The 20164-nt window shown below is 71.4% G+C and carries 22 protein-coding genes, 1 tRNA gene and 1 pseudogene; 12 read left to right on the plus strand and 12 right to left on the minus strand.

What is annotated here, in order from left to right; all coding sequences use genetic code 11:
* Positions 1–17: 17 nt before the first annotated feature.
* Entirely contained in the window at positions 18–191 is a 174-nt protein-coding gene (locus ACIRF8_RS10460; RefSeq protein WP_404213053.1) for a CsbD family protein, read from the plus strand.
* 159 nt (positions 192–350) lie between these two features.
* Here the strand turns inward: ACIRF8_RS10460 and ACIRF8_RS10465 are convergent, their stop codons facing one another.
* Positions 351–689 (minus strand): MerR family transcriptional regulator, encoded by a 339-nt coding sequence (locus tag ACIRF8_RS10465; protein WP_404213055.1) that lies wholly within the window; start codon positions 687–689, stop codon positions 351–353.
* 389 nt (positions 690–1078) lie between these two features.
* Between ACIRF8_RS10465 and ACIRF8_RS10470 the strand changes: the two genes are divergently transcribed.
* Positions 1079–1462 (plus strand): hypothetical protein, encoded by a 384-nt coding sequence (locus tag ACIRF8_RS10470; RefSeq protein WP_404213057.1) that lies wholly within the window; start codon positions 1079–1081, stop codon positions 1460–1462.
* 109 nt (positions 1463–1571) lie between these two features.
* Here ACIRF8_RS10470 and ACIRF8_RS10475 read toward each other — a convergent pair whose 3' ends face one another.
* The 4 genes from ACIRF8_RS10475 to ACIRF8_RS10490 form a co-directional block, all read right to left on the minus strand.
* The gene (locus tag ACIRF8_RS10475; RefSeq protein WP_404213059.1) at positions 1572–1892 is read right to left on the minus strand and encodes an SCO5918 family protein; all 321 of its coding nucleotides are present in this window, start codon (positions 1890–1892) and stop codon (positions 1572–1574) included.
* Between the two features lie 52 nt (positions 1893–1944).
* Positions 1945–2127 (minus strand): CBS domain-containing protein, encoded by a 183-nt coding sequence (locus tag ACIRF8_RS10480; protein WP_404213061.1) that lies wholly within the window; start codon positions 2125–2127, stop codon positions 1945–1947.
* A gap of 134 nt (positions 2128–2261) precedes the next feature.
* Positions 2262–3755: a DEAD/DEAH box helicase gene (locus ACIRF8_RS10485; RefSeq protein ID WP_404213063.1), complete on the minus strand. Its 1494-nt coding sequence runs from the start codon at positions 3753–3755 to the stop codon at positions 2262–2264.
* Positions 3756–4065: 310 nt separating this feature from the next.
* Positions 4066–4269: a cold-shock protein gene (locus tag ACIRF8_RS10490; protein ID WP_404213065.1), complete on the minus strand. Its 204-nt coding sequence runs from the start codon at positions 4267–4269 to the stop codon at positions 4066–4068.
* A 510-nt stretch (positions 4270–4779) separates the two neighbouring features.
* Between ACIRF8_RS10490 and ACIRF8_RS10495 the strand changes: the two genes are divergently transcribed.
* Together ACIRF8_RS10495 and ACIRF8_RS10500 are read left to right on the plus strand one after the other, a co-directional pair.
* Positions 4780–5277 carry a hypothetical protein gene (locus tag ACIRF8_RS10495; RefSeq protein WP_404213067.1) on the plus strand — a complete coding sequence of 166 codons (498 nt, stop codon included), beginning with the start codon at positions 4780–4782 and terminating at the stop codon, positions 5275–5277.
* A 98-nt stretch (positions 5278–5375) separates the two neighbouring features.
* Positions 5376–5708: a hypothetical protein gene (locus tag ACIRF8_RS10500; protein WP_404213069.1), complete on the plus strand. Its 333-nt coding sequence runs from the start codon at positions 5376–5378 to the stop codon at positions 5706–5708.
* A gap of 104 nt (positions 5709–5812) precedes the next feature.
* Here the strand turns inward: ACIRF8_RS10500 and ACIRF8_RS10505 are convergent, their stop codons facing one another.
* On the minus strand, positions 5813–6082 hold the full coding sequence (locus tag ACIRF8_RS10505; RefSeq protein WP_404213071.1) for a hypothetical protein: 270 nt from the start codon (positions 6080–6082) through the stop codon (positions 5813–5815).
* A gap of 367 nt (positions 6083–6449) precedes the next feature.
* Here ACIRF8_RS10505 and ACIRF8_RS10510 point away from each other — a divergent pair, with 367 nt between their 5' ends.
* Together ACIRF8_RS10510 and ACIRF8_RS10515 are read left to right on the plus strand one after the other, a co-directional pair.
* Positions 6450–6863 carry a hypothetical protein gene (locus tag ACIRF8_RS10510; protein WP_404213073.1) on the plus strand — a complete coding sequence of 138 codons (414 nt, stop codon included), beginning with the start codon at positions 6450–6452 and terminating at the stop codon, positions 6861–6863.
* A gap of 74 nt (positions 6864–6937) precedes the next feature.
* Positions 6938–7011 (plus strand) — tRNA-Met (locus ACIRF8_RS10515).
* 47 nt (positions 7012–7058) lie between these two features.
* Here ACIRF8_RS10515 and ACIRF8_RS10520 read toward each other — a convergent pair.
* Positions 7059–8843 carry a SpoIIE family protein phosphatase gene (locus ACIRF8_RS10520; RefSeq protein ID WP_404213075.1) on the minus strand — a complete coding sequence of 595 codons (1785 nt, stop codon included), beginning with the start codon at positions 8841–8843 and terminating at the stop codon, positions 7059–7061.
* 525 nt (positions 8844–9368) lie between these two features.
* Between ACIRF8_RS10520 and ctaD the strand changes: the two genes are divergently transcribed.
* Together ctaD and ACIRF8_RS10530 are read left to right on the plus strand one after the other, a co-directional pair.
* Entirely contained in the window at positions 9369–11072 is a 1704-nt protein-coding gene (gene ctaD / locus ACIRF8_RS10525; RefSeq protein ID WP_404213077.1) for a cytochrome c oxidase subunit I, read from the plus strand.
* Positions 11069–11404: a hypothetical protein gene (locus ACIRF8_RS10530; RefSeq protein ID WP_404213079.1), complete on the plus strand. Its 336-nt coding sequence runs from the start codon at positions 11069–11071 to the stop codon at positions 11402–11404. The genes ctaD and ACIRF8_RS10530 overlap by 4 nt, the downstream gene beginning before the upstream one ends.
* Before the next feature lie 101 nt (positions 11405–11505).
* Here the strand turns inward: ACIRF8_RS10530 and ACIRF8_RS10535 are convergent.
* From ACIRF8_RS10535 to ACIRF8_RS10555, 5 genes and pseudogenes are all read right to left on the minus strand, one after another.
* Positions 11506–12723 (minus strand): annotated as a pseudogene (locus ACIRF8_RS10535) (MFS transporter).
* A 179-nt stretch (positions 12724–12902) separates the two neighbouring features.
* Entirely contained in the window at positions 12903–13556 is a 654-nt protein-coding gene (locus tag ACIRF8_RS10540) for an endonuclease (RefSeq protein WP_404213081.1), read from the minus strand.
* A complete protein-coding gene (gene ligD / locus ACIRF8_RS10545) occupies positions 13553–14563 on the minus strand; it encodes a non-homologous end-joining DNA ligase (protein ID WP_404213083.1) in 1011 nt (336 codons plus the stop codon). The genes ACIRF8_RS10540 and ligD overlap by 4 nt, the downstream gene beginning before the upstream one ends.
* On the minus strand, positions 14560–15249 hold the full coding sequence (locus tag ACIRF8_RS10550) for a DNA polymerase ligase N-terminal domain-containing protein (protein ID WP_404213085.1): 690 nt from the start codon (positions 15247–15249) through the stop codon (positions 14560–14562). The genes ligD and ACIRF8_RS10550 overlap by 4 nt, the downstream gene beginning before the upstream one ends.
* Complete coding sequence (locus ACIRF8_RS10555) at positions 15246–16067, minus strand: SigB/SigF/SigG family RNA polymerase sigma factor (protein WP_404213087.1); 822 nt, start codon at positions 16065–16067, stop codon at positions 15246–15248. Before ACIRF8_RS10555 ends, ACIRF8_RS10550 begins: the two co-directional genes overlap by 4 nt.
* A 271-nt stretch (positions 16068–16338) precedes the next feature.
* On the opposite strand from ACIRF8_RS10555, the gene ACIRF8_RS10560 reads away from it, so the two are divergent.
* The 4 genes from ACIRF8_RS10560 (at position 16339) to ACIRF8_RS10575 (ending at position 20118) form a co-directional block, all read left to right on the plus strand.
* Positions 16339–17349, plus strand: a complete 1011-nt coding sequence (locus ACIRF8_RS10560; protein WP_404213089.1) for a Ku protein — start codon at positions 16339–16341, stop codon at positions 17347–17349.
* Between the two features lie 134 nt (positions 17350–17483).
* Positions 17484–18452, plus strand: coding sequence for a TIGR03557 family F420-dependent LLM class oxidoreductase (locus ACIRF8_RS10565; RefSeq protein ID WP_404213091.1), 969 nt, complete (start codon positions 17484–17486; stop codon positions 18450–18452).
* Between the two features lie 60 nt (positions 18453–18512).
* Positions 18513–19163 (plus strand): diguanylate cyclase, encoded by a 651-nt coding sequence (locus ACIRF8_RS10570; RefSeq protein ID WP_404213093.1) that lies wholly within the window; start codon positions 18513–18515, stop codon positions 19161–19163.
* Positions 19150–20118, plus strand: coding sequence for an SMP-30/gluconolactonase/LRE family protein (locus tag ACIRF8_RS10575; protein ID WP_404213094.1), 969 nt, complete (start codon positions 19150–19152; stop codon positions 20116–20118). Before ACIRF8_RS10570 ends, ACIRF8_RS10575 begins: the two co-directional genes overlap by 14 nt.
* The last annotated feature ends 46 nt before the right edge of the window (positions 20119–20164 follow it).

The following is a 20164-nucleotide window of genomic DNA, read 5'->3' on the forward strand; positions in this document are numbered from 1 at the left end:
AGGGAGCGTGAGCGGACATGACCGCCAACGAGAAGGCCAAGGCGAAGACCGAGCAGGCCACCGGAGCCGCCAAGAAGGCCGCCGGACGCGCCGTGGGCAACGAACGGCTCACCGCCGAGGGCCACGCCGAGCAGATGAAGGGCGACGCCCGCCAGGCCAAGGAGAAGACCAAGGACATCGGCAAGCACTAGTCCGGCGAGCGCCGGTGCGCCGGCATCGCCGAGCACCGGTGACGGACGCAGTGCCGTACCACGCAAGCCTCGAGGGCGGCCCCGCACAGGGGCCGCCCTCGGAGTGTGTGTGGGCCGGGGCATGCGCGCGGGCGGGCCGTGCCGCCGTCGCCGGTGGCGTCAGCCGGTGTCGCCGGGAGGCTCGGTCGCGGCCCGGCGGTACTGCTCGTTGAGCCGCTGGGCCTCTTCGAGCTGGTCCTCCAGGATCACGATGCGGCAGGCCGCCTCGATCGGGGTCCCCTGGTCGACGAGTTCGCGGGCGCGGGCGGCGATACGCAACTGGTAGCGGGAGTAGCGGCGGTGCCCGCCCTCCGAGCGCAGTGGCGTGATCAGGCGGGCGTCGCCGAGCGCCCGCAGGAAGCCGGGGGTCGCGCCGATCATCTCGGCAGCCCGCCCCATGGTGTACGCGGGATAGTCGTCATCGTCCAGCCGGCCGCTGAGCGGAGTATCTGCTGTCATTCCACCTCGATAGGTAACACGCGTCGAGGGGCCCTGGTGCCGTACGGCACCAGGGCCCCGAAGGAAATTCAACACCATCTGCCGGCCCTCTTACGCCGCCGGCCTTCTGTTTCCGCCGACGCTCCCACGACGGGGGCGCTGCGCGGGGATCGCGGTTGCCTGACCGAGGACCACCTTCCTACCGGGGGTCTGCGGTACCCGGCCCACTTCCTGTCGGGCCAGGCGATCCTGATGGCGCCTGCTTCCTCCTGTTCTGTCCTCATCGACCTCGTCTACGAGAGAAACACTAGCCACCTGGGCGAGGAATGTCTAACTCGGCCAGGACAGATTTGGGCCTGCCGGGGACCACAGGAGGCCGCCGCCCCGGAAGCCGAATAGAATCTGCGGCCATGTCGAAGCCTGACGAACTGCTCACCGTGCTCGCTGCCACCGTCGAGTCCGAACAGAGCACACAGATGTCTCTCACCGTGGTCACCGGCGGCACTGTCATCACCGGCCGGCTGGCGCCCGAAGCGGTCTGGCGCCAGCGGGTGTCGGAGGTCCTGAAGGACTCGGACCAGCTCAGGCCGTTCTCGGTCGCCTTCACCGCCCTGGAGGCCCAGGACGCGTCCGCGCTCCGCGAGACGGCCGAGCCGCCCACCCATCTGCACTTCCATGTCGCCCGCATCCTTCAGGGCACCATGGGGATCCCCGAGACGGGCGGGATGTACCGGGTCGCGATCTCGGACGTCAACGCGTGGACCGTGGGCGACTTCAGCTACTCCGACCACTGAAGCCGTCCCACGGGGCGTGAGGACGCCACCGGACAGCAGTCAGGGCCCGACCGGAGAACCGGTCGGGCCCTGACTGTCCGTCAAGCGCTCCCGTGCGAGCGAACGTCGCTCAGAGGGAGACGGAGGATCCCAGCATCGCGGAGGCCCGCTGGTAGGAGGCGGTGGCGGCGGCCGGGGGTGCGACCACCTCGACCGGCGCGGCGGCGCGGCAGGTGAACCCGAGCTGGGTCATGGCGCGGACGACCTCGCCCACGCTGAAGTCACGGCGGTCCTGGCCCGTGACGAGCTGGCCGACCTGCTTGACGGGGTAGTGGCGCCGCCCGATGATCACGGACTCACCCGTGACCGGCTCGGGCTTGACGCCCTTCATCGTGTCGAGGACCGCGTCCTTGGTCAGGTCGAACGGGAAGCGAGCGATGACGCAGCGCATGAGACCTCATTAGGGGAGTGAGAGGCTGGGCAGGGCAGAGGATCGAGTTGGTTCAGCCGGCGAGGGCGAGCGGGACGTCACGCAGGCGCGTCTCGTCCGTGTAGCCGGAGCTGTCCCGGACGACGGCGAGCCTCGCCCGCGTGACCAGGCCGGTGCGCCGGCCGTCGTCGTCGCAGACGAGCAGGTGCCCGACACGGGCGCCCGCCATGACGGACAGGGCCACTTCGACCGTCATGTCCGCCCATACCCGCAGCCCGGCGTCCGTCGCCGCCCGACGCTCGGGATCGCCGCTCGCCGAACGAGTATCTACCTGAACCAACGTCAAAGGTGCCTCCAGCGAAGAGAAAATGGGACCAGTTGTGCGCGGTGCTACGCCGCCGCGTCGACGGAGGACTGTCGCACCGAGGAGCGGCGCGCCGCCGAGGCGGGGCGGCGACGGCCGCGCGAGGCGCCGCGCTTGGGGCGCTCGGCCACCGGCGTGGTGATGACGACCGGGACACCCGACGGGGCCTGGGCGCCCGTGATGCGGTGCAGTTCCTCCTCGCCGGAGTGGACCTGCGTGACCTGCGGGCGGATCCCGGCGTCCGACATGAGGCGGGTCATGCTGCGGCGCTGGTTCGGGGTGACCAGCGTGACGACGCTGCCGGACTCGCCCGCGCGGGCGGTGCGGCCACCCCGGTGCAGGTAGTCCTTGTGGTCGGTCGGCGGGTCCACGTTGACGACGAGATCGAGGTTGTCGACGTGGATGCCGCGCGCGGCGACGTTCGTGGCGACAAGCACGGTGACGTGCCCCGTCTTGAACTGCGCGAGGGTGCGCGTGCGCTGCGGCTGCGACTTCCCGCCGTGCAGCGCGGCGGCCCGCACCCCGCTGTTGAGAAGGTCGCGGGTGAGCCGGTCGACGGCGTGCTTGGTGTCCAGGAACATGATCACGCGGCCGTCGCGCGCCGCGATCTCGGTCGTGGCCGTCTGCTTGTCGGCGGCCTGGATGTGCAGGACGTGGTGCTCCATCGTCGAGACGGCACCGGCCGAGGGGTCGACGGAATGGACGACCGGGTCGCTCAGGTAGCGGCGCACCAGCAGATCGACGTTACGGTCCAGCGTCGCCGAGAAGAGCATCCGCTGCCCCTCAGGGCGTACCTGGTCCAGGAGCGCGGTGACCTGGGGCATGAAGCCCATGTCGGCCATCTGGTCGGCCTCGTCGAGGACGGTGATGCCCACCTGGTTCAACCGGCAGTCGCCCCGGTCGATGAGGTCCTTGAGCCGGCCCGGGGTCGCCACGACGACCTCGGCACCGCCGCGCAGCGCGGCGACCTGGCGGCCGATGGACATCCCGCCCACGACCGTGGCCAGCCGCAGCCGCACGGAGCGGGCGTACGGGGTGAGCGCGTCCGTCACCTGCTGCGCGAGCTCGCGGGTGGGGACCAGGATCAGCCCCAGCGGCTGGCGGGGCTCCGCGCGCTGCCCGGCGGTACGGGCGAGCAGGGCGAGGCCGAAGGCGAGAGTCTTGCCGGAACCGGTGCGCCCACGGCCCAGGACATCCCGGCCCGCGAGGGAGTTCGGCAGCGTCGCCCCCTGGATCGGGAAGGGGACGGCCACGCCCTGCCTGCCGAGTTCGGCGAGGAGCGGGGCGGGCATGTCGAGGGCGCCGAAGTCCTCCACGGCGGGCAGTGCCGGGGTGATCGTCTTGGGGAGAGCGAACTCGCCCTGGGGGCCGGCCGCGGGCCGACGGCCGTAGCCGGCGGAACGGTTCGGCCGCTCGGAGCGGCGCGGGGCGGGCGCGCCGAAGCGGCTGCCGCCCCTTTCGCTGCCGGCGCCACCATTACGGGTGCGTGCGAAACGGTCGTTCGTGCGTGTGCGGTTCATGCGGAACCTTCCTCAATGCGGTGCACATCATGGAATTTCTCCGGCGAACAGCGGCGCGGAGAAGCACAGGACATGGACCGAATGGAACGCGAAAGCGAAACCGGCCGAGGGGTGATTTCTGCGGCGCGGTGACGTGATGGACGGCGCGCGGTGGGCGCCTGAAGCGGGGATGAGGACCCGGCAGATGAGACCCCGGTGAAATCCTCTGGATCCAGCCGTCCCGCAGGTGGAACCACTGCGGGGAAAGTGCATGCGGCTGGGGCCCGCACCCCGAAGGATGCGGGCCCCAGCTACAAAGTGCGCGTCAGCGTCAGGCCGGAATGATGTTCTCGGCCGTCGGGCCCTTCTGGCCCTGCGCGATGTCGAAGGACACCTTCTGGCCCTCGAGGAGCTCGCGGAAGCCCTGGGCAGAGATGTTCGAGTAGTGGGCGAACACGTCAGCGCCGCCACCGTCCTGCTCGATGAAACCGAAACCCTTTTCGGCGTTGAACCACTTCACGGTGCCTGTAGCCATGTCATTTCTCCTTAGGGGCAGTACATCGGAGTCCGCCCTGTGCGGATTCCGTGTCGCCGCGATGATTACCCCGCCCGGAAATGACCGGAAATACAAGAGTGCTCCTGTCCGGCGAGCCGGCCAGGGGCACCTGAAGTTCGGGAACCACAACTGCAACTGAGATCGACAGTAGCACGCATCGAGGGGCGACATCCGGCAGAAAATGCCGCCCTGCTTGAGGCGATAAAAATCCTCACCGCAGGCCGCGCCAAACTCTCATCCGGCGGTCGCAGATATTGATTGTTTCGAAGCACTGTTCGGGCGTACCGGCTGCCTGGCGGGAGGGCGGGCCCGCCGGGCCCGCGCCTGGGTTGGCCCATCCGGAGCCGCGGAGGGGCCGCATCGCCCGTGGGGCACGACCGCCCTGTTATCCGTCGTGCCCCGAGTGGCATAAACCTCAAAGAAGATCATTCGTCTTTCCTCTTCCTACGGGAGTGCTGTGTGATGCGTATCCGCGGACGACTACTGCTCATGGCGGTCACGCCACTGGCCATCGGCGTGGCCGCCTCGACCGCCGGAGCCGAGCCCCGGCCCCCCGCCTCCGCCTCCGCCGCGAGCACGATCGGCACGCGCACGGCCACCGTCGTCACCGAGCTGAGCGCGCAGGAGACCTCCGCGGGACCCACCGGCGCCACGGTGCGGGTGGAGGGACGGCTCGTGGAGGGGGAGACGATGCTCTTCCCGCTGTCGCGGCTGGCCGTCTCGGTGCGGATCAGCGGCGAGGACCCGACCTCCTCGCAGAAGTGCAACACCACCACCACGCGTGAGGGCCGGTTCAGTTGCACGTTCGAGGTGGCGGCGCACCGGACGACCTCGGCGACCGCCACCTTCGCGGGCAACGCCCTGTTCGCCCCCGGGACGGCCACCACCAGCGTCGCCGGTGCCGATCAGAACCCCGCGCCGCCCGCGGCAGCCGCCCCGCTCGCGGCGCCGCCGTCCGCCACTCCCCCGCCGACCGCCGCCCATTAGTCCGGCCGCAGCCAGGAGATGACACCTACGGGTGGCGGGGCCGGTACCGGTCCGGTGCGTCGCCGTCGCGGCGGGCGGGCGGCGGGCAGGGTCGTGCCATGTCGATTCCGTCGCTGTCACGTCATCCGCTTCGTCCGACCGTTCTGACTCTCGCCCTGGCCGCCGGGCTCTGCCTGGCTTCGTCAGGGATCGCCGCCGCGGCGGACCGATCCACCACGACCGAGGGGCCGGCGCCCACGGCGTCGGCCCCGGCCGTCTCCGCGGGCCCGACCTGGGACCAGGAGACGGTCGACTTCACCGGCGGCCGCATCGTCTACAGCGACACCTCGTCCGGCTTCGACTCCGCGGGCGGCGCGTACTTCGAGCAGTACGTCCTGACGGTGGGCGGGCCCGACAGTCTCCGCTGGACCACGACCCACTCCCATTCCTGACGTTCCGACCGCCCGGGCCCCGGACAGGCGTGTGCCCCGAAGTCGTCGACTTCGGGGCACACGGATCGGCTCGGCTCAGCGGCCGGGCCGCACAGTGGACCGCGTCAGGAGTGCGAGCCGACCGTGTTGCCACCGGCGCCCTTGGGACCGGCCTTCTTGATCGTGGTCAGGAAGTACGCCTTGCCGTCCGGGGTGAAGCCGCTGAACGTGGCGGCCGTCTGACCACCGTTGGCGCTCGCGGAGTTCTGGGCCTTGCCGTAGCCGGGGCCGTTGACGTAGCCGGGGCCGTCGTGGGCCGACGCGAAGCCGGCGCTGCCGATGACAAGGGGGGTGACGAGGGCACCGACAGCGACGTACTTGGCAATCTTGCGCATCTGATGCGGTCCTTTCAGGGTTCGCGGGCCCAGGGCAAACCCCGGCACCATTACCGGGGCTCGGCGGAACGGGCCGTCTTCCCGCCGCGATCGACATTGCCGCCTCGGGCAACCCTCCGCATCCGCTGGCGTCACGATCCGTGACGGACGGGTGATTCGATCAGGCCCCTCCACCCCTCTGAGCTGCACAGACAGCCGTAGTGACACCTTCGGTGCGTACACCGGAATTCGCCCGCACGGCGGGCAAGGCATCTTCCACCAGATACCAGGACCTTTTGCACGCTCTCGGGAGGCGACAGAGACTCGAACCGCCGAGACCGACCGGTCCGGAGTTCGCTCGCACCAGCCCGGAGGATCCATGTCCCGTATGCGCAGACGTCTCGTCCACACCGCGGTCGTCCTCGCCCTGTCCACGACGGCCGCGGCGCTGGCCACCGCGTCCGCCGCGGCGGACGACCGTCTCGACGTGCTCTCGGCGACCGCCGAGAACGACCATGTCGAGGTGGCCGTGCGCTACCGCTGCGAGTCGCTCATGGGCACCGACACCCTGGACGTCGCTCTCGCCGACACCGCCAAGGGCGGCATCTACTCCGCCTCGATCACCCCGGTGTGTGACAACGCCCTGCACAAGGCCGTCGTCGAGACGGCCCGCAACGCCGGACCGGTCGCCGCCGCTCATCGGGACGTCGTCATCACGGCCTCTCTGGGCGCCGGTCCCACGCCCCAACTGTTCCCGACCGCGACCAAACAGGTCACGATGGCCCTCAAGAGCCGGTCCTGACCCGCTCGTCGAGGAGCCTGCCCTCCGGCGGCGTCCACCGGGGCGTTCGCTCCCGTGTACAGTGGAGTCACCGACGCGGGGTGGAGCAGCTCGGTAGCTCGCTGGGCTCATAACCCAGAGGTCGCAGGTTCAAATCCTGTCCCCGCTACGAAACGAAGGGGCCCGGCAGCAGCCGGGCCCCTTCTTCGTGCCGCGTCAGGGCTCTTCCGGGCCGTCCTCGTCGAGCGCGAACCAGACCGTCTTGCCCTCCGGTTCGGGGCGGACGTTCCACTGGTGCGCCAGCAGGTCGAGGAGGACCAGGCCCCGTCCGGACGAGGAGAGCTCACCGGGAGCGCGCCGGTGCGGGACGTCGTCGCTGCGGTCGGTGACCTCGACGCGGAGCCGACGACGGCCGGTTACGCCGCTGACGTCGGCGTGCAGGACGGCGGCGTGCTCGGTGTGGACCAGGACGTTGCCGAGGAGCTCCGAGGTGAGCAGGACCGCTGTGTCGACCTGCTCAGGGCGGGCCCAGTCGTGCAGCAGGCCCTGGAACTCGGTTCGCGCCTCGCTGAGGGCCTCCGCCTGGTCCTGTTCGAGGGTGAGGTGCAGGTGGCGTCCTGGCGGGGCCGCGGGGTTGGTGGAGGGGTCGCGGCGCAGCAGGAGCAGGGCGATGTCGTCCTCGGTCAGGGAGACGGGCTGGTCCGGATCGCGCGCGGTCTCGGGGGCCACGACCGCGTTGAGGAGCCGGTCCGCCATCGCGTCGAGGTCCTCGGGGGCGCCCGGCGAGAGCGCGTTGCGTACGCGGAGCCAGCCGGAGTACATGTCGTGGCCGCCGGTCTCGATCAGGCCGTCGGTGCAGAGCATCAGGATCTCGTTCTCGCGCAGGGTGAGGACGTTGACCGGATAGTTGTCCTCCGCGAGGTCGAGGCCGAGGGGCAGGCCGCCGCTGAGGTGCTTGAGCAGGCAGGTTCCGTCCGGCAGGCGCAGCACGGGGTGCGGGTGGCCGGCGCGGGCGATGCGCAGGATGCCGGTGGCGGGGTCGGCCTCGATGTAGATGCAGGTGGCGAAGCGGTCCGCGGCCAGTGCCGAGAGGAAGTGGGAGGCGCGGACCAGGACGGCGTCCGGGCCGTGCCCCTCGGCCGCGTAGGCGTGGATGGCGGTGCGCAGTTGGGACATCAGTCCGGCGGCGTGCATGTCGTGGCCCTGGACGTCGCCGATGACCAGGCCGAGGCGGCCGTTGGGCAGGGGCAGGCAGTCGAACCAGTCGCCGCCGACCATGAGTCCGCCGCCGGTGGGCAGGTACCGGGCGGCGGTGGTGAGCCCGTCGACGGCGGGGCCGGCCCCGCCCATGCTGCTGCGCAGGCTCTGGGAGAGGGCGCGGTCCGCCTGGCCGGTGTAGGTGTGTTCGATGCTCCGGCCGAGCAGGCGGGCGATGGTCACGAGCAGGGCGCGCACGCTGTCGGTCATCGCCAACGGCGCGTCGAAGGCGGTCATCCATACGCTGGTGAGCTGGCCATAGGTGGTCAGGGGCAGGAAGGCCCAGGCCCGGTGCCCCTCGCGGTCGGCGAGTTGCCAGGTGGAGGGGTAGCGGGCCCGGTACTCCTGCGGGGAGGCCAGGAAGACGGGGCGCCCGGTCCTGGCCACCTGCGCGCCGGGGTAGTCGGCGTCCAGCGGCATCCGCAGGGTGTCCTCGTCGCAACCGCGGAATCCGAAGTGGCCCACGCAGTGCAGGAACTCACGGTCCGCCCGGAAGACCGCCTGGCCGCAGAGCGGCAGGGCGGGGTCGGCGAGCCGGGAGATGAGGGCGAGTGCTTCGCCGAGCGATTCCGTGCGGGCCAGCGCGTGACCCGTCACGAGCAGGTCGGCTCCGCGATGGCGTACCCGGTCCGGCACCTTGCCGAGGCCGTCGCCGGTCGGGCCCTCCAGTCGGTTGAGCGCCTCGACCTGGCGCACCTCGGCGGCGTACTCCTCAGAACGGCCGTGCTCGCGCCCCGCACCCACTTGTGGCACTCCCGTCTGCTCGGCCCACGCGTACTCTCCCCCATGGTCCGTCGACGCGACGGTAAGCGCCTGCCCACCCGGGTACATTCGTGACCGGGCCGCCAAACCTTCGCGGGCCGGATTCGATCCGGATGCATGGTTGTGGCGGACGGGGGTTGACCGGGGCGTGGCGCTGCCCGCGCACAGGTCGTTGCGCATGCCATGGAGACACACGACATCACTCACCCCGGGCTGTGCGGCTGCTGCCTCGATGAGGCGGAGCCGTTTCCGCGACCGGGAGGATCGTTCCGCTACGCGATGATCGGGATGGCCTGCGCCCTGATTCTGGCGGGTCTCGCGGTGGCCGTCGCCGCCTGACCTCCGCACGGGTGGGAGGAGGGGCGCCGGAGCGCCTGCCGACGGGGTGCGGTTGCTGCATCCGGGGGAACCACGCACGCGCGCGGGCGCGTAGGACCGGTTTTCCGGCGGCGGTGGACTACTCGTGGTCGCGTCCCTCGACAGCACCGACGAAGAGAGCCCCACCTGATGACGTCCTTGGACAGCGCTGAGGCGGCGCCCGACACACCCGACGCGGAAAGCGCTCACGCGCGGCGGCCCGGCGCCATCGTGGTGAAGTGGCTCAGCACCACCGATCACAAGACGATCGGGACGATGTACCTGACGACATCGTTCCTGTTCTTCCTGGTCGGTGGCGTGATGGCGCTCTTCATGCGCGCGGAGCTGGCCCGCCCCGGCACGCAGTTCCTCTCGAACGAGCAGTTCAACCAGGCGTTCACCATGCATGGCACTGTCATGTTGCTGATGTTCGCCACTCCGCTCTTCGTCGGTTTCGCGAACTGGATCATGCCGCTCCAGATCGGCGCCCCCGACGTCGCGTTCCCGCGGCTGAACATGCTCGCCTACTGGATGTACCTGTTCGGCTCGCTGATCGCGGTGGCCGGGTTCCTGACGCCGCAGGGGGCCGCGGACTTCGGCTGGTTCGCCTACAACCCGCTGTCCGACGCGGTGCACTCCCCCGGCGTCGGCGGCGACATGTGGGTCATGGGCCTGGCGTTCCAGGGCTTCGGCACGATCCTCGGCTCGGTCAACTTCCTCACCACCATCGTCTGCATGCGCGCCCCGGGCATGACCATGTTCCGCATGCCGATCTTCACCTGGAACGTGCTGCTGACCGGCGTGCTCGTGCTGCTCGCCTTCCCGGTGCTGGCGGCGGCGCTGTTCGCCCTGGAGGCCGACCGGAAGTTCGGGGCGCACGTCTTCGACGCGGCGAACGGGGGGCCGCTGCTGTGGCAGCACCTCTTCTGGTTCTTCGGCCATCCGGAGGTGTACATCATCGCGCTGCCGTTCTTCGGCATCGTCTCCGAGGTCATCCCGGTCTTCAGCCGCAAGCCGATCTTCGGCTACTCGGGGCTGGTGGGCGCCACCATCGCCATCGCGGGTCTGTCGGTGACGGTCTGGGCGCACCACATGTACGTCACCGGGGGCGCGCTGCTGCCGTTCTTCTCCTTCATGACGTTCCTGATCGCGGTGCCGACGGGAGTGAAGTTCTTCAACTGGATCGGCACCATGTGGAAGGGGTCGCTGTCCTTCGAGACGCCGATGCTGTGGGCGACCGGCTTCCTCGTGACCTTCCTCTTCGGCGGTCTGACCGGAGTGATCCTCGCGGCCCCGCCGCTGGACTTCCATGTGTCGGACTCGTACTTCGTGGTGGCGCACTTCCACTACGTCGTCTTCGGGACCGTGGTGTTCGCGATGTTCTCCGGGTTCCACTTCTGGTGGCCGAAGTTCACCGGGAAGATGCTCGACGAACGGCTCGGCAAGATCACGTTCTGGACGTTGTTCTGCGGCTTCCACGGGACGTTCCTGGTGCAGCACTGGCTCGGTGCCGAGGGCATGCCGCGGCGGTACGCGGACTATCTCGCGGTCGACGGCTTCACCGCGCTGAACACCATCTCCTCGATCTCGTCCTTCCTGCTCGGCCTCTCCCTGCTGCCGTTCCTCTACAACGTCTGGAAGACGGCCAAGTACGGGCGTCCGGTCCTGGTCGACGACCCGTGGGGCTACGGCCGGTCGCTGGAGTGGGCCACGTCCTGCCCGCCGCCGCGCCACAACTTCGTCACGCTGCCGCGGATCCGCTCCGAGTCGCCCGCGTTCGACCTGCACCACCCCGGCGTCGCCGCCCTCGACCAGAGCCAGAACACCTACCGCAACGAGACCAACTCCGAATGAGCACCGAGCAGGACGTCGAGTCCGGCCTCAGGCAGATGGAGGGCTATCTGCTGTGGACGTCGAAGGTCGCCGAGACGCGGACGCAGGCCGAGGCCTTCACCCGGCGCCTCCCCTGGCTCACCACGGCGCAGCGGGAGGAGGTCGAGCGCGTCTTCACCGAGGAGCGGCTGGCGTTCCACAGAGCCGCGCTGGCGCAGCTCGCGGACCGCGCGCGTGAGCTGCGCGGTGAGTACGAGGAGCGCTATCTCAGGCTCAGGGCGCGCTGTCTGGCGTGGTGCGCGGGCGGTGTCGGCGCGGTCGTCGGACTGTTCTCGTACGTCGTCCAGAGGTGAGCCCCGGCAGGGGATCCGGGCAGTGAACGAAGGGGCCGTACGTCCCGCCGTGATCGCGGCGGGACGTACGGCCCCTTCGTGCGGCCCTCGCGCGGGCCCGCTCAGGAGGTCGAGCTGACCCGGTCGGCCTGGTGCGGGAGGTCGGGGCGGGAGGAGGTGACCACCTCGGAGCGGCGGGTGCCGCGGTCCATGAACCCGCCGACGAGGGCGAGGCCGAGGCCGGCCACGGCGAGCGCCGCGCCGACCAGGTTGGGCGAGGCCCAGCCCCAGCCCGCCGAGATGGCCAGGCCGCCGAGCCAGGCGCCGCCCGCGTTGGCGAGGTTGAAGGCCGAGTGGTTGGAGGCCGCCGCCATCGTGGGGGCCTTCTCCGCCTTGGCCATGAGCAGCATCTGCACGGGCGTGGTGATGAGGGAGCCCATCGCGCCGATGAAGGTGATGGTGACGAGCGCGGGCACCGTGCTGTGGACGGTGAAGTAGAACGTCACCAGCGCCACGACGAGCAGGGCGAGACCCGCGTACAGGGTGGGCCTGAGCGCCCGGTCCGTGAGCGGGCCCGCGATCAGCGTGCCGAGGGTCATGCCGACGCCGTACAGCGCGAGGACCAGGGTGGTCGAGGTGTCGGAGATGCCGGTCACATGGGTGAGCATGGGCACCAGGTAGCTGTAGACGGCGAAGAACCCGCCGAAGCCGACGACGGCGGTGGCCAGGCCGATCACGACCTGCTTGTTGCCCATCGCGCGCAGCTCGTGGCGGATGCCCGACTGCTTGCCGCGGGGCTGGTGCGGGACGAAGAGGGCCAGCGCGGCGAGGGCGACGACGCCGATGACGGCGACCCCCTAGTAGGCGGCGCGCCAGCCGAGGTGCTGCCCGAGGGCGGTGCCGGCCGGTACGCCGACGATGTTCGCGACGGTCAGCCCGAGGAACATCTTCGACACGGCGCGCGCCGCCCGCTCGGGGGCGACCAGGCGCGACGCCACGACGGCACCCACGCCGAACAGTGCTCCGTGCGGCAGCCCCGCGAGGAATCGGGCGGCGAAGAGCAGGCCGAAGGAGGGGGCGAGCGCGGACGCCACGTTGCCGACCACGAAGAGTCCGGACAGGAGCAGCAGCAGCCGCTTGTGCGGGACGCGCGCGCCGATGCCGGTCAGCACGGGCGCGCCGACGACGACCCCGAGGGCGTACGCCGAGACGAGGTTGCCGGCGTGCGGCACGGAGACGTCGACCCCGTCGGCGATCTGGGGCAGCAGCCCCATCGTGGCGAACTCGGTGGTGCCGATGCCGAACGCGACAACAGCCAGGGCCAGGAGGGCCAGCGGCATGGTGCAGGAGACCTTTCGAAGTACAGCGGTCTGTGGACAGGGAACCCGAGCCCCGTTGCCCGGCGCCACCTTGTGAAGGGGCAAGCCCACAAGCATGCAGCAGCGTGGCGGATGACGCACATTCCATGATCGGACCCTGCGGGCGGGTGACCTCGGTCACGGGCCGCGGGATCCGGTCCTCAGGCGGCCCCCGCCCGTGTCAGGCAGTCCCGCGCCACGTCCTTGTCCAGGGCGGCCCGCACCAGTGCCGCCGCCACCCGCGCGCGCGGGGCGTCGCCCGCGAGGCGGGTCAGCGCGGCGGCGTCCTTGGGCAGTCCGAGGCGTTCGGCGCCCTGCATCGTCTTGGCGTCCAGGTACGGCGCGTACTCGGGCCAGATGTCCTGCACCTCGCGCAGGAAGATGTCGACCCCGGTCGGGCCGAGCCCCGGTACCCGGCGCAGCCGCTCGCTCAGGGCGCCCACGTCGCCGTCGGCCTGCTCGCGTACCGTGCGCAGGTCTCCGCCCCACTCGTCGAGCACCAGTCGGGCGCCGTCGCCGAGCTGGGTGGCGGTGCGCTCGTCGTAGCGGCGGTAGCCACCCTGTCCCAGCGCGTCGACGCGCTGCTGCCAGGTGGCGTCGGCCATGCGGCGGGGATCGCGCAGCCCCGCGTCGTGCAGCGCCCGGGCCGTCGCCACCGCGACCGAGGCCCGGATCCGGGCGCTGAGCAGGCTCGCGAGGACCAGCGTCCGGTAGAGCGGCTGCGGGGTGTCCTTGAGGTGGATGCCCGCCTCCTCGGCGTAGGTCAGTCCGTGCTCGCGGAGCAGTTCCCTCAGGACGTTCTTCGGATCGGTCATGGCGTGGCGCGCTCCCTCACGACGTCGGCCGGATTCTTGTCGTCGCGCAGTCCTTGGTAGCGGGGGTGACGCAGCATGCCGTCGCGCGTCCACTCCGCGAAGTCGATCTGCACGACGAGCTGGGGACGTACCCAGTGGACGCCCCGCTGCGCGATGCGGCCGGTGAACGGCGACGCGGCCACCTGGAGCGCGTCGAGCCGGCGCCGCAGGGCGAGCAGGGTGCGCCGGTCGAACCCGGTGCCGACCTTGCCCGCGTACCGCAGCTCCCCGTCCTCGTGGTAGCCGATGAGGAGGGCGCCGAGGCCCTCGCGGCTGCCCGCGGGTTCGGTGAAGCCGCCCACCACGAACTCCTGACCGCGGCTGCACTTGAGCTTGAGCCAGTCGTCGGAGCGGCGGGCCTGGTAGGTGCTGTCCGCGCGTTTGGCGATGAGCCCTTCCCAGCCGCGCCGGCACGCGTCGGCGAGCAGGTCGGGGCCGCCGTCGTTGCGGTGGGTGCTGAAGCGCAGCGGCGCCTGGAAGGCGAGCGCGCGGCGCAGCAGGGACTTGCGGTGGCGCAGGGGCAGGCGGCGCACGTCGACGCCGTCGAGTCGCAGCAGGTCGAACACGTAGTAGGTGACGGTGACCTTGCTCGCCTCGACGTCGGCGCGCCTGGTGAGTCCCATGCGTTGCTGGAGCAGGGAGAAGTCCGTGCGTCCCTGGCTGTAGGCGACGATCTCGCCGTCGACGGTGAAGTCCGCGCAGTCCTGTGCGGCGAGCGCCTCGATGATCTCCGGGTACGTGGCGTCGAGGCGCCGGCCCGAGCGGGAGCGGAGTGTCACCTCGCCCCGCTCGCGTACGGCGAGGACCCGGATGCCGTCCAGCTTCCGTTCGAAGACCCAGCCCGTGGGGAAGTCACGGCGGGCGCTGAGCGTCGCGAGCATCGGGGAGGCCGCGAGTTCCACGCCCGGTGCCGCGGCGCGCGTGCGGCTGTCCAGTCCGGGCGGCAGGGTGTCGAGCAGGCCGGTCATGCGTGCTCACCGTCCTTCGGCTGCCAGGTCGGCGCGTCGGGTGCCTCGGCGACCTGGCGCAGGGTACGGCCGGTGCGGGCGGAGCGGGCCCGGCGCGGGTCGGGGGTGCCGCCGCCGTGCCCGGCGCCGGGGCCCTGGGTGCGGACCAGCAGCCAGGTCGGCTTCTTCGGCGGGCCGCCGTCGCGCTCCTCGCGGCCGTGGAACCGCGTGAGCGCGTACCCGCCCCGCAGCTTCTCGCCGTGCATCTCGAAGGTGACGTGGCCGTTCTCCAGCGCCTGTGCGAAAGGCACCGGGCGGCCCCGCTTGTCGTGGCTGGTCGGGCGGTAGGTGCCCTGGTCCCAGACGATGACGGTCCCGCCGCCGTACTCGCCGTGCGGGATCACCCCCTCGAAGTCCCGGTAGGCCATGGGGTGGTCCTCGGTCGGGATGGCGAGCCGCTTGTCGTGCGGGTCGGTGGAGGGGCCCTTCGGGATCGACCAGGACTTGAGCACGCCGTCGACCTCCAGGCGGAAGTCGAAGTGCAGCGAGCTGGCGTCGTGGATCTGCACCACGAACGCCGGCTCGTCGGAGGAGTCCGCCGCGCTCTTCTCCCGCTTCTCCCGCGTCTCGTGCTCGCCGCTCGGCTCGCTCGTCCGGTCGAAGTGCCGCTTCGCGCGGTAGGTCCGCAGCCCGTCCTTCTCGCTCACGCGTGACTCCCCTCTGCCGTCGGTCGCGCGGTCCGGTGGTGCCGGGAGGGCCGGGCCGCGTGCGCGCGGACGGTGGCGCAACTGCGGTGGATGAGGCGGGAGACGTGCATCTGCGAGATGCCGACCACCTCGGCGATGCGGGCCTGGGGCATGTCCTCGAAGAAGCGGAGGTAGAGGATGGTGCGTTCGCGTTCGGAGAGCTTTCGCAGGCCCGCCTTGGCGGCTTCCCGGTCGGCGACGAGGTCGTAGCCCGCCTCGGCCGCGCCGAGGGTGTCGGCCAGGCTGTGGCCGTCTTCCGCCGCGTCCGCCCCGGCGTCCAGGGACAGCGCGCTGTAGCTCTGCAAGGCCTCCATGCCGTCGCGCACCTCGCCGGGGGTCAGGCCGGTGTGCGCGGCGAGCTCGTCGACGCTCGGCTCGCCGTCGTGGCCGGGCCGGTTCATCAGGTCACGGCGGGCGACGCGGACCTTGTTGCGCAGGTCCTGGACGCGCCGGGGCACCCGCACGTCCCAGGTGTGGTCGCGGAAGTGGCGGCGTAGTTCACCGGTGATCGTGGGGACCGCGTAGGCCTGGAAGGCGCCGCGCCGGACGTCGTACCGCTCGATGGCCTTCATCAGGCCGATGGCCGCGACCTGCTCCAGGTCCTGCAGGTGCTCGCCCTTGTCGCGGAAGCGCCTGGCCAGCCGGTTGGCCATCGGCAGCCAGGCCTTCACCAACTCCTCGAACAGGATCTCGCGCTCGCGTCCGGCCGGCGTCGCGGCCAGGCGCACGAACATCTGCTCGGTGTCGGGGGCGTCGTCGTACGGACGGTGCGTGGCCATGGAGAACTCGTTCCTCGACGCGGCCGGGCCCGGGGCGCGGGGAGCGGACCCGCATGCGGGTGACCCGGCTCCTCGCGGCCGCGCCTGCGGTCGCGGACCTGTGGTCTCAAGCACTCGAATGCGCCTGCCCGTCGCCCTCGGGGACAAACGGTGCGGCTCTGATCACGCTACGCGCGGGCGGTGCGCGGCGCACACGGAGAACCGCTCGACGTGCCGGGCGCCCGTGCGCTGCCTACGCTGGCGTTCTCGGGGCCGACCAGGGAGGTTCGTCATGCCCCGTCCCGTGTGGAGCGGCGCCATCTCGTTCGGGCTCGTCACCATCCCCATCCGGGTCATGACGGCCACCGAGGACCACAGCATCCGCTTCCACCAGTACCACCTGGACGACATGGGACGGGTCCGCAGTCGCAAGGTGTGCGAGCTGGAGGACCGCGAGGTCGGCCAGGACGAGATCGGCAAGGGGTACGAGGTCGCCCCGGGCGAGGTCGTCACCGTCTCCGACGAGGAGCTGCGGGAGATCCCGCTGCCGACCGCGAAGGCCATCGAGATCGTCGCGTTCGTGCCGTACGAGAGCATCGACCCGATCCAGATCGGCGAGGGCTACTACCTGGAGGCGGGCGGGCAGGCCGCCACGAAACCGTACGTCCTGCTGCGCAAGGCGCTGGAGCGCAACGCGAAGGCCGCGATCGCCAAGTTCGCCTGGCACGGCCGGGAGCGTCTCGGGTTGCTGCGCGTGAAGGAGGACGTGATCGCCCTGCACGCCCTGAAGTGGCCCGACGAGATCCGCTCCCCCGGCGAACTGGCCCCGGACGAGGTCGACATCACCGGCGAGGAGGTCGAGGAGGCGTTGCTGCTGATCGACTCGATGACGCGCGAGGAGCCCCTGGAGGACGCCGAGTGGGCCGCCGACCGCTACACGGCGGCCCTGGAGGAGGTCATCCACGCCAAGGCCGACGGCAAGAAGCCTCCCGTGGCGGAGCCGGAGGAGGAGCCGTCGGGCCGGGTCCTGGATCTGATGTCGGCGCTGGAGCAGTCCGTGCAGCGGGCGAAGAAGTCCAGGTCCGCCGAGGGGGACGGTGCCGGGGGCGGTCGGGCGACCGTGCATGAGATGCCGCGCAAGAAGGCCGCCGCCAAGAAGGCCACGAAGAGCGCGGGCCGCTCGAAGAAGGGGTCGGAGGAGAAGGCCACGGCGGGGCGGTCCACGGGAGCGCGGTCCTCGGCCGAGAAGACGGCGAAGAAGACCGCGAAGAAGACGGCCAAGCGCACGTCGCGCTCCGCCTGACGAGAACCCGGAGCGCCCCTGGGGTGCGGAGATCCGGTGGGCGCGACGTGCGTCACCCGTTCCGCGCGGCGTCCGGCGGGTACTCGCGACCACTGAGACAAAAGACCCAGCGATCAGTTCCTGGAAGGCGCGACATGACCACATACGGCTACTTCCTCTCCTCGGAGGAGTTCACCCCCGCCGAGCTGCTGTCCCAGGCCAGGGCCGCCGAGCAGGCCGGGTTCCAGGCACTGGCGATCTCCGACCACTTCCACCCCTGGAACGACGAGCAGGGCCAGAGCTCGTTCGTCTGGTCGATGATCGGGGCCCTGTCCCAGGTGACCTCGCTGCCCGTGACGACCCTGGTCACCTGTCCGACCGTGCGGATGCACCCCGCGATCAACGCGCAGGCCGCGGCGACGGCGGCCGTCCTCACCGAAGGGCGCTTCCGGTTCGGCATAGGCACCGGCGAAGCCCTCAACGAGCACATCCTCGGTGACGCCTGGCCCGACGCCCCGCAGCGCATGGAGATGCTGGAGGAAGCCGTGCACGTGATGCGCCGGCTGTTCAGCGGCGAGCAGGTCACCCATCGCGGAGCGCACTACACGGTGCAGAACGCCCGGCTCTACACCCTCCCCGACAACCCGCCGCCGCTCTACGTGTCCGGGTTCGGCCCGCAGGCCGCGGCGCTCGCCGGCCGGATCGGCGACGGCTTCGTGACGATGACGCCGGACGCGGATCTGGTCGGCCAGTTCCGGCGGGCGGGCGGCGGCCAGAACCCGGTGATCGGCGGGCTGAAGGTCTGCTGGGGCACCGACCGGGCGCAGGCCGTCAAGACCGTGCACCGGCTCTGGCCCAACGAGCAGCTTCCCGGCGAACTCCCCCAGGTCCTGCCGACGCCCGCCCACTTCGAGCAGGCCTCCGGTCTGGTCACCGAGGAGATGGTGTCCGACGCCGTCGTCTGCGGCGACGACAAGGACGAACACGTCCGGGCGGTACGGGAGTTCGCCGACGCCGGTTTCGACGAGGTCTACGTCAACCAGATCGGCCCCGACCAGCAGGGCTTCTTCGACTTCTACCGCGCGGAGGTCCTGCCGCGGCTGCGCGACGCCGCGCGCCCCTGACGATCCCGCGGGCGACGCGAGGCCCGACGTACAGACACGTCCCTACGAGGAAAGGCACTCATGCGTATCCGCCGTTCGACGCTCAGCCGCTGGCAGCGGTGGCGCTCCGGTCCCGCCCTGCGTGTTCCGCGCGGGGCGGACGACGTGGAGAACGCCAGCCGCAGGTTCCTGCTGTACGGCGTGCTGCCGCTGTGGTTCGTGCCGGCCGTCGCCGACTGGGTGATGCACCGGCGCACGGACATCGAGCACACCAGTGGCATCCGCGAGTCGGCGGTGCACGCCCTGATGATGACCGAGGCCGGTGTGCCCGTCGTCGCGGGGCTCACCGCGAAGATCAACCCGCTGGTGCTCTCCCTCATGGGCGGCGCGGCGCTCACCCACGGTGCGACGGCGCTGTGGGACGTGTCGCTGGCCACCGACAAACGTGAGGTGCGCCCCGTCGAGCAGCACATCCACAGCTTCCTGGAGGTGCTGCCCCTGACGGCCGCCGCCTTCACCACGTGTCTGCACTGGGACCAGCTCCGGGAGACCCTGCGGGGCGGTGGCCGGCCCGACGACTGGAAGCTCGTCCCCAAGGAGCGCCCGCTGTCGGCGGGGTACCTCGCCGCCATCACCGCCGGAGTGGGGCTGTGCGTCGCCCTCCCCTACGCGGAGGAGATGATCCGCTGCCTGCGGGCCCGCAAGGACCGTGACGCCGATGAGCCGCGGTAGGGGCGGCGCCGCCCCGCCCCGGCTGCTGCCGCTCGGCGGGGAGGGGCCCGAGCACGTCACGGGCGACGGCCGGGGCGGGCTCCTGACCGGGGTCGCGGACGGGCGCGTGCTGCGCGTCGATCCCGCCACCGGCGAGGTGCGGGAGGTGGCGCGCACCGGCGGGCGCCCGATGGGCCTGACCCCGCGCTCCGACGGCACGCTGCTCGTGTGCGACGCCGAACGCGGCCTGCTCGCCGTGGACCTCTCCACCCGGGCGGTCCGCACCCTGCTCACCGGGGTGCGGGGCGTCCCCTTCGGCCTGTGCAGCAATGTGGCCGAGGCAGCGGACGGGACGGTGTACGTCACCGACTCCAGTACCCGGTACGGGCTGCGGGACTGGAAGCGCGACCTGCTGGAGCACGTCGGCACCGGCCGGCTGATCCGCCTCGCGCCCGACGGGTCGGTGGACGTCCTCCTCGACGGGCTCCAGTTCGCCAACGGCGTGGTCCTCACCGCCGACGAGTCGTGCGCGGTCGTCGCCGAGTCGGGCGCGTACCGCCTCGTGCGGGTCCGGCTCGACGGCGAGCGGGCCGGGCGGCACGACGTCCTGGCCGACGCGCTGCCCGGCTTCCCCGACAACCTCACCCGCGACGCCGACGGCCTGATCTGGGCGGCGATCGCCGGCCCCCGCGATCCGCTGGTCGACGCGCTGCACCGCGGCCCGGCGGCCGTGCGGCGCGGCCTCGCGGCGCTGCCCGCCCGGCTGCTGCCCGGCCCGCGCCGCTCCGTGCGGGCGCTCGGCATCGCCCCGGACGGGCGCACCGTCCACGACGTGCGGCGCCTGCCCCGGGGCTTCTCCATGGCGACCAGTGCGTACCGCGCCGACGGACGGCTGTGGTTCGGCAGCCTGCGGGGCACCGCGCTGGCGGCGACCGATCTCCCGCAGCCGCGGACGGCCCCGGCCCACGGCGCATAGGCCGACGAATGACGGCAACCCGGACACACCTGGCCCCACGCGGCCG

The sequence above is a fragment of the Streptomyces sp. NPDC102406 genome (assembly GCF_044765725.1).
Lineage (GTDB): Bacteria > Actinomycetota > Actinomycetes > Streptomycetales > Streptomycetaceae > Streptomyces.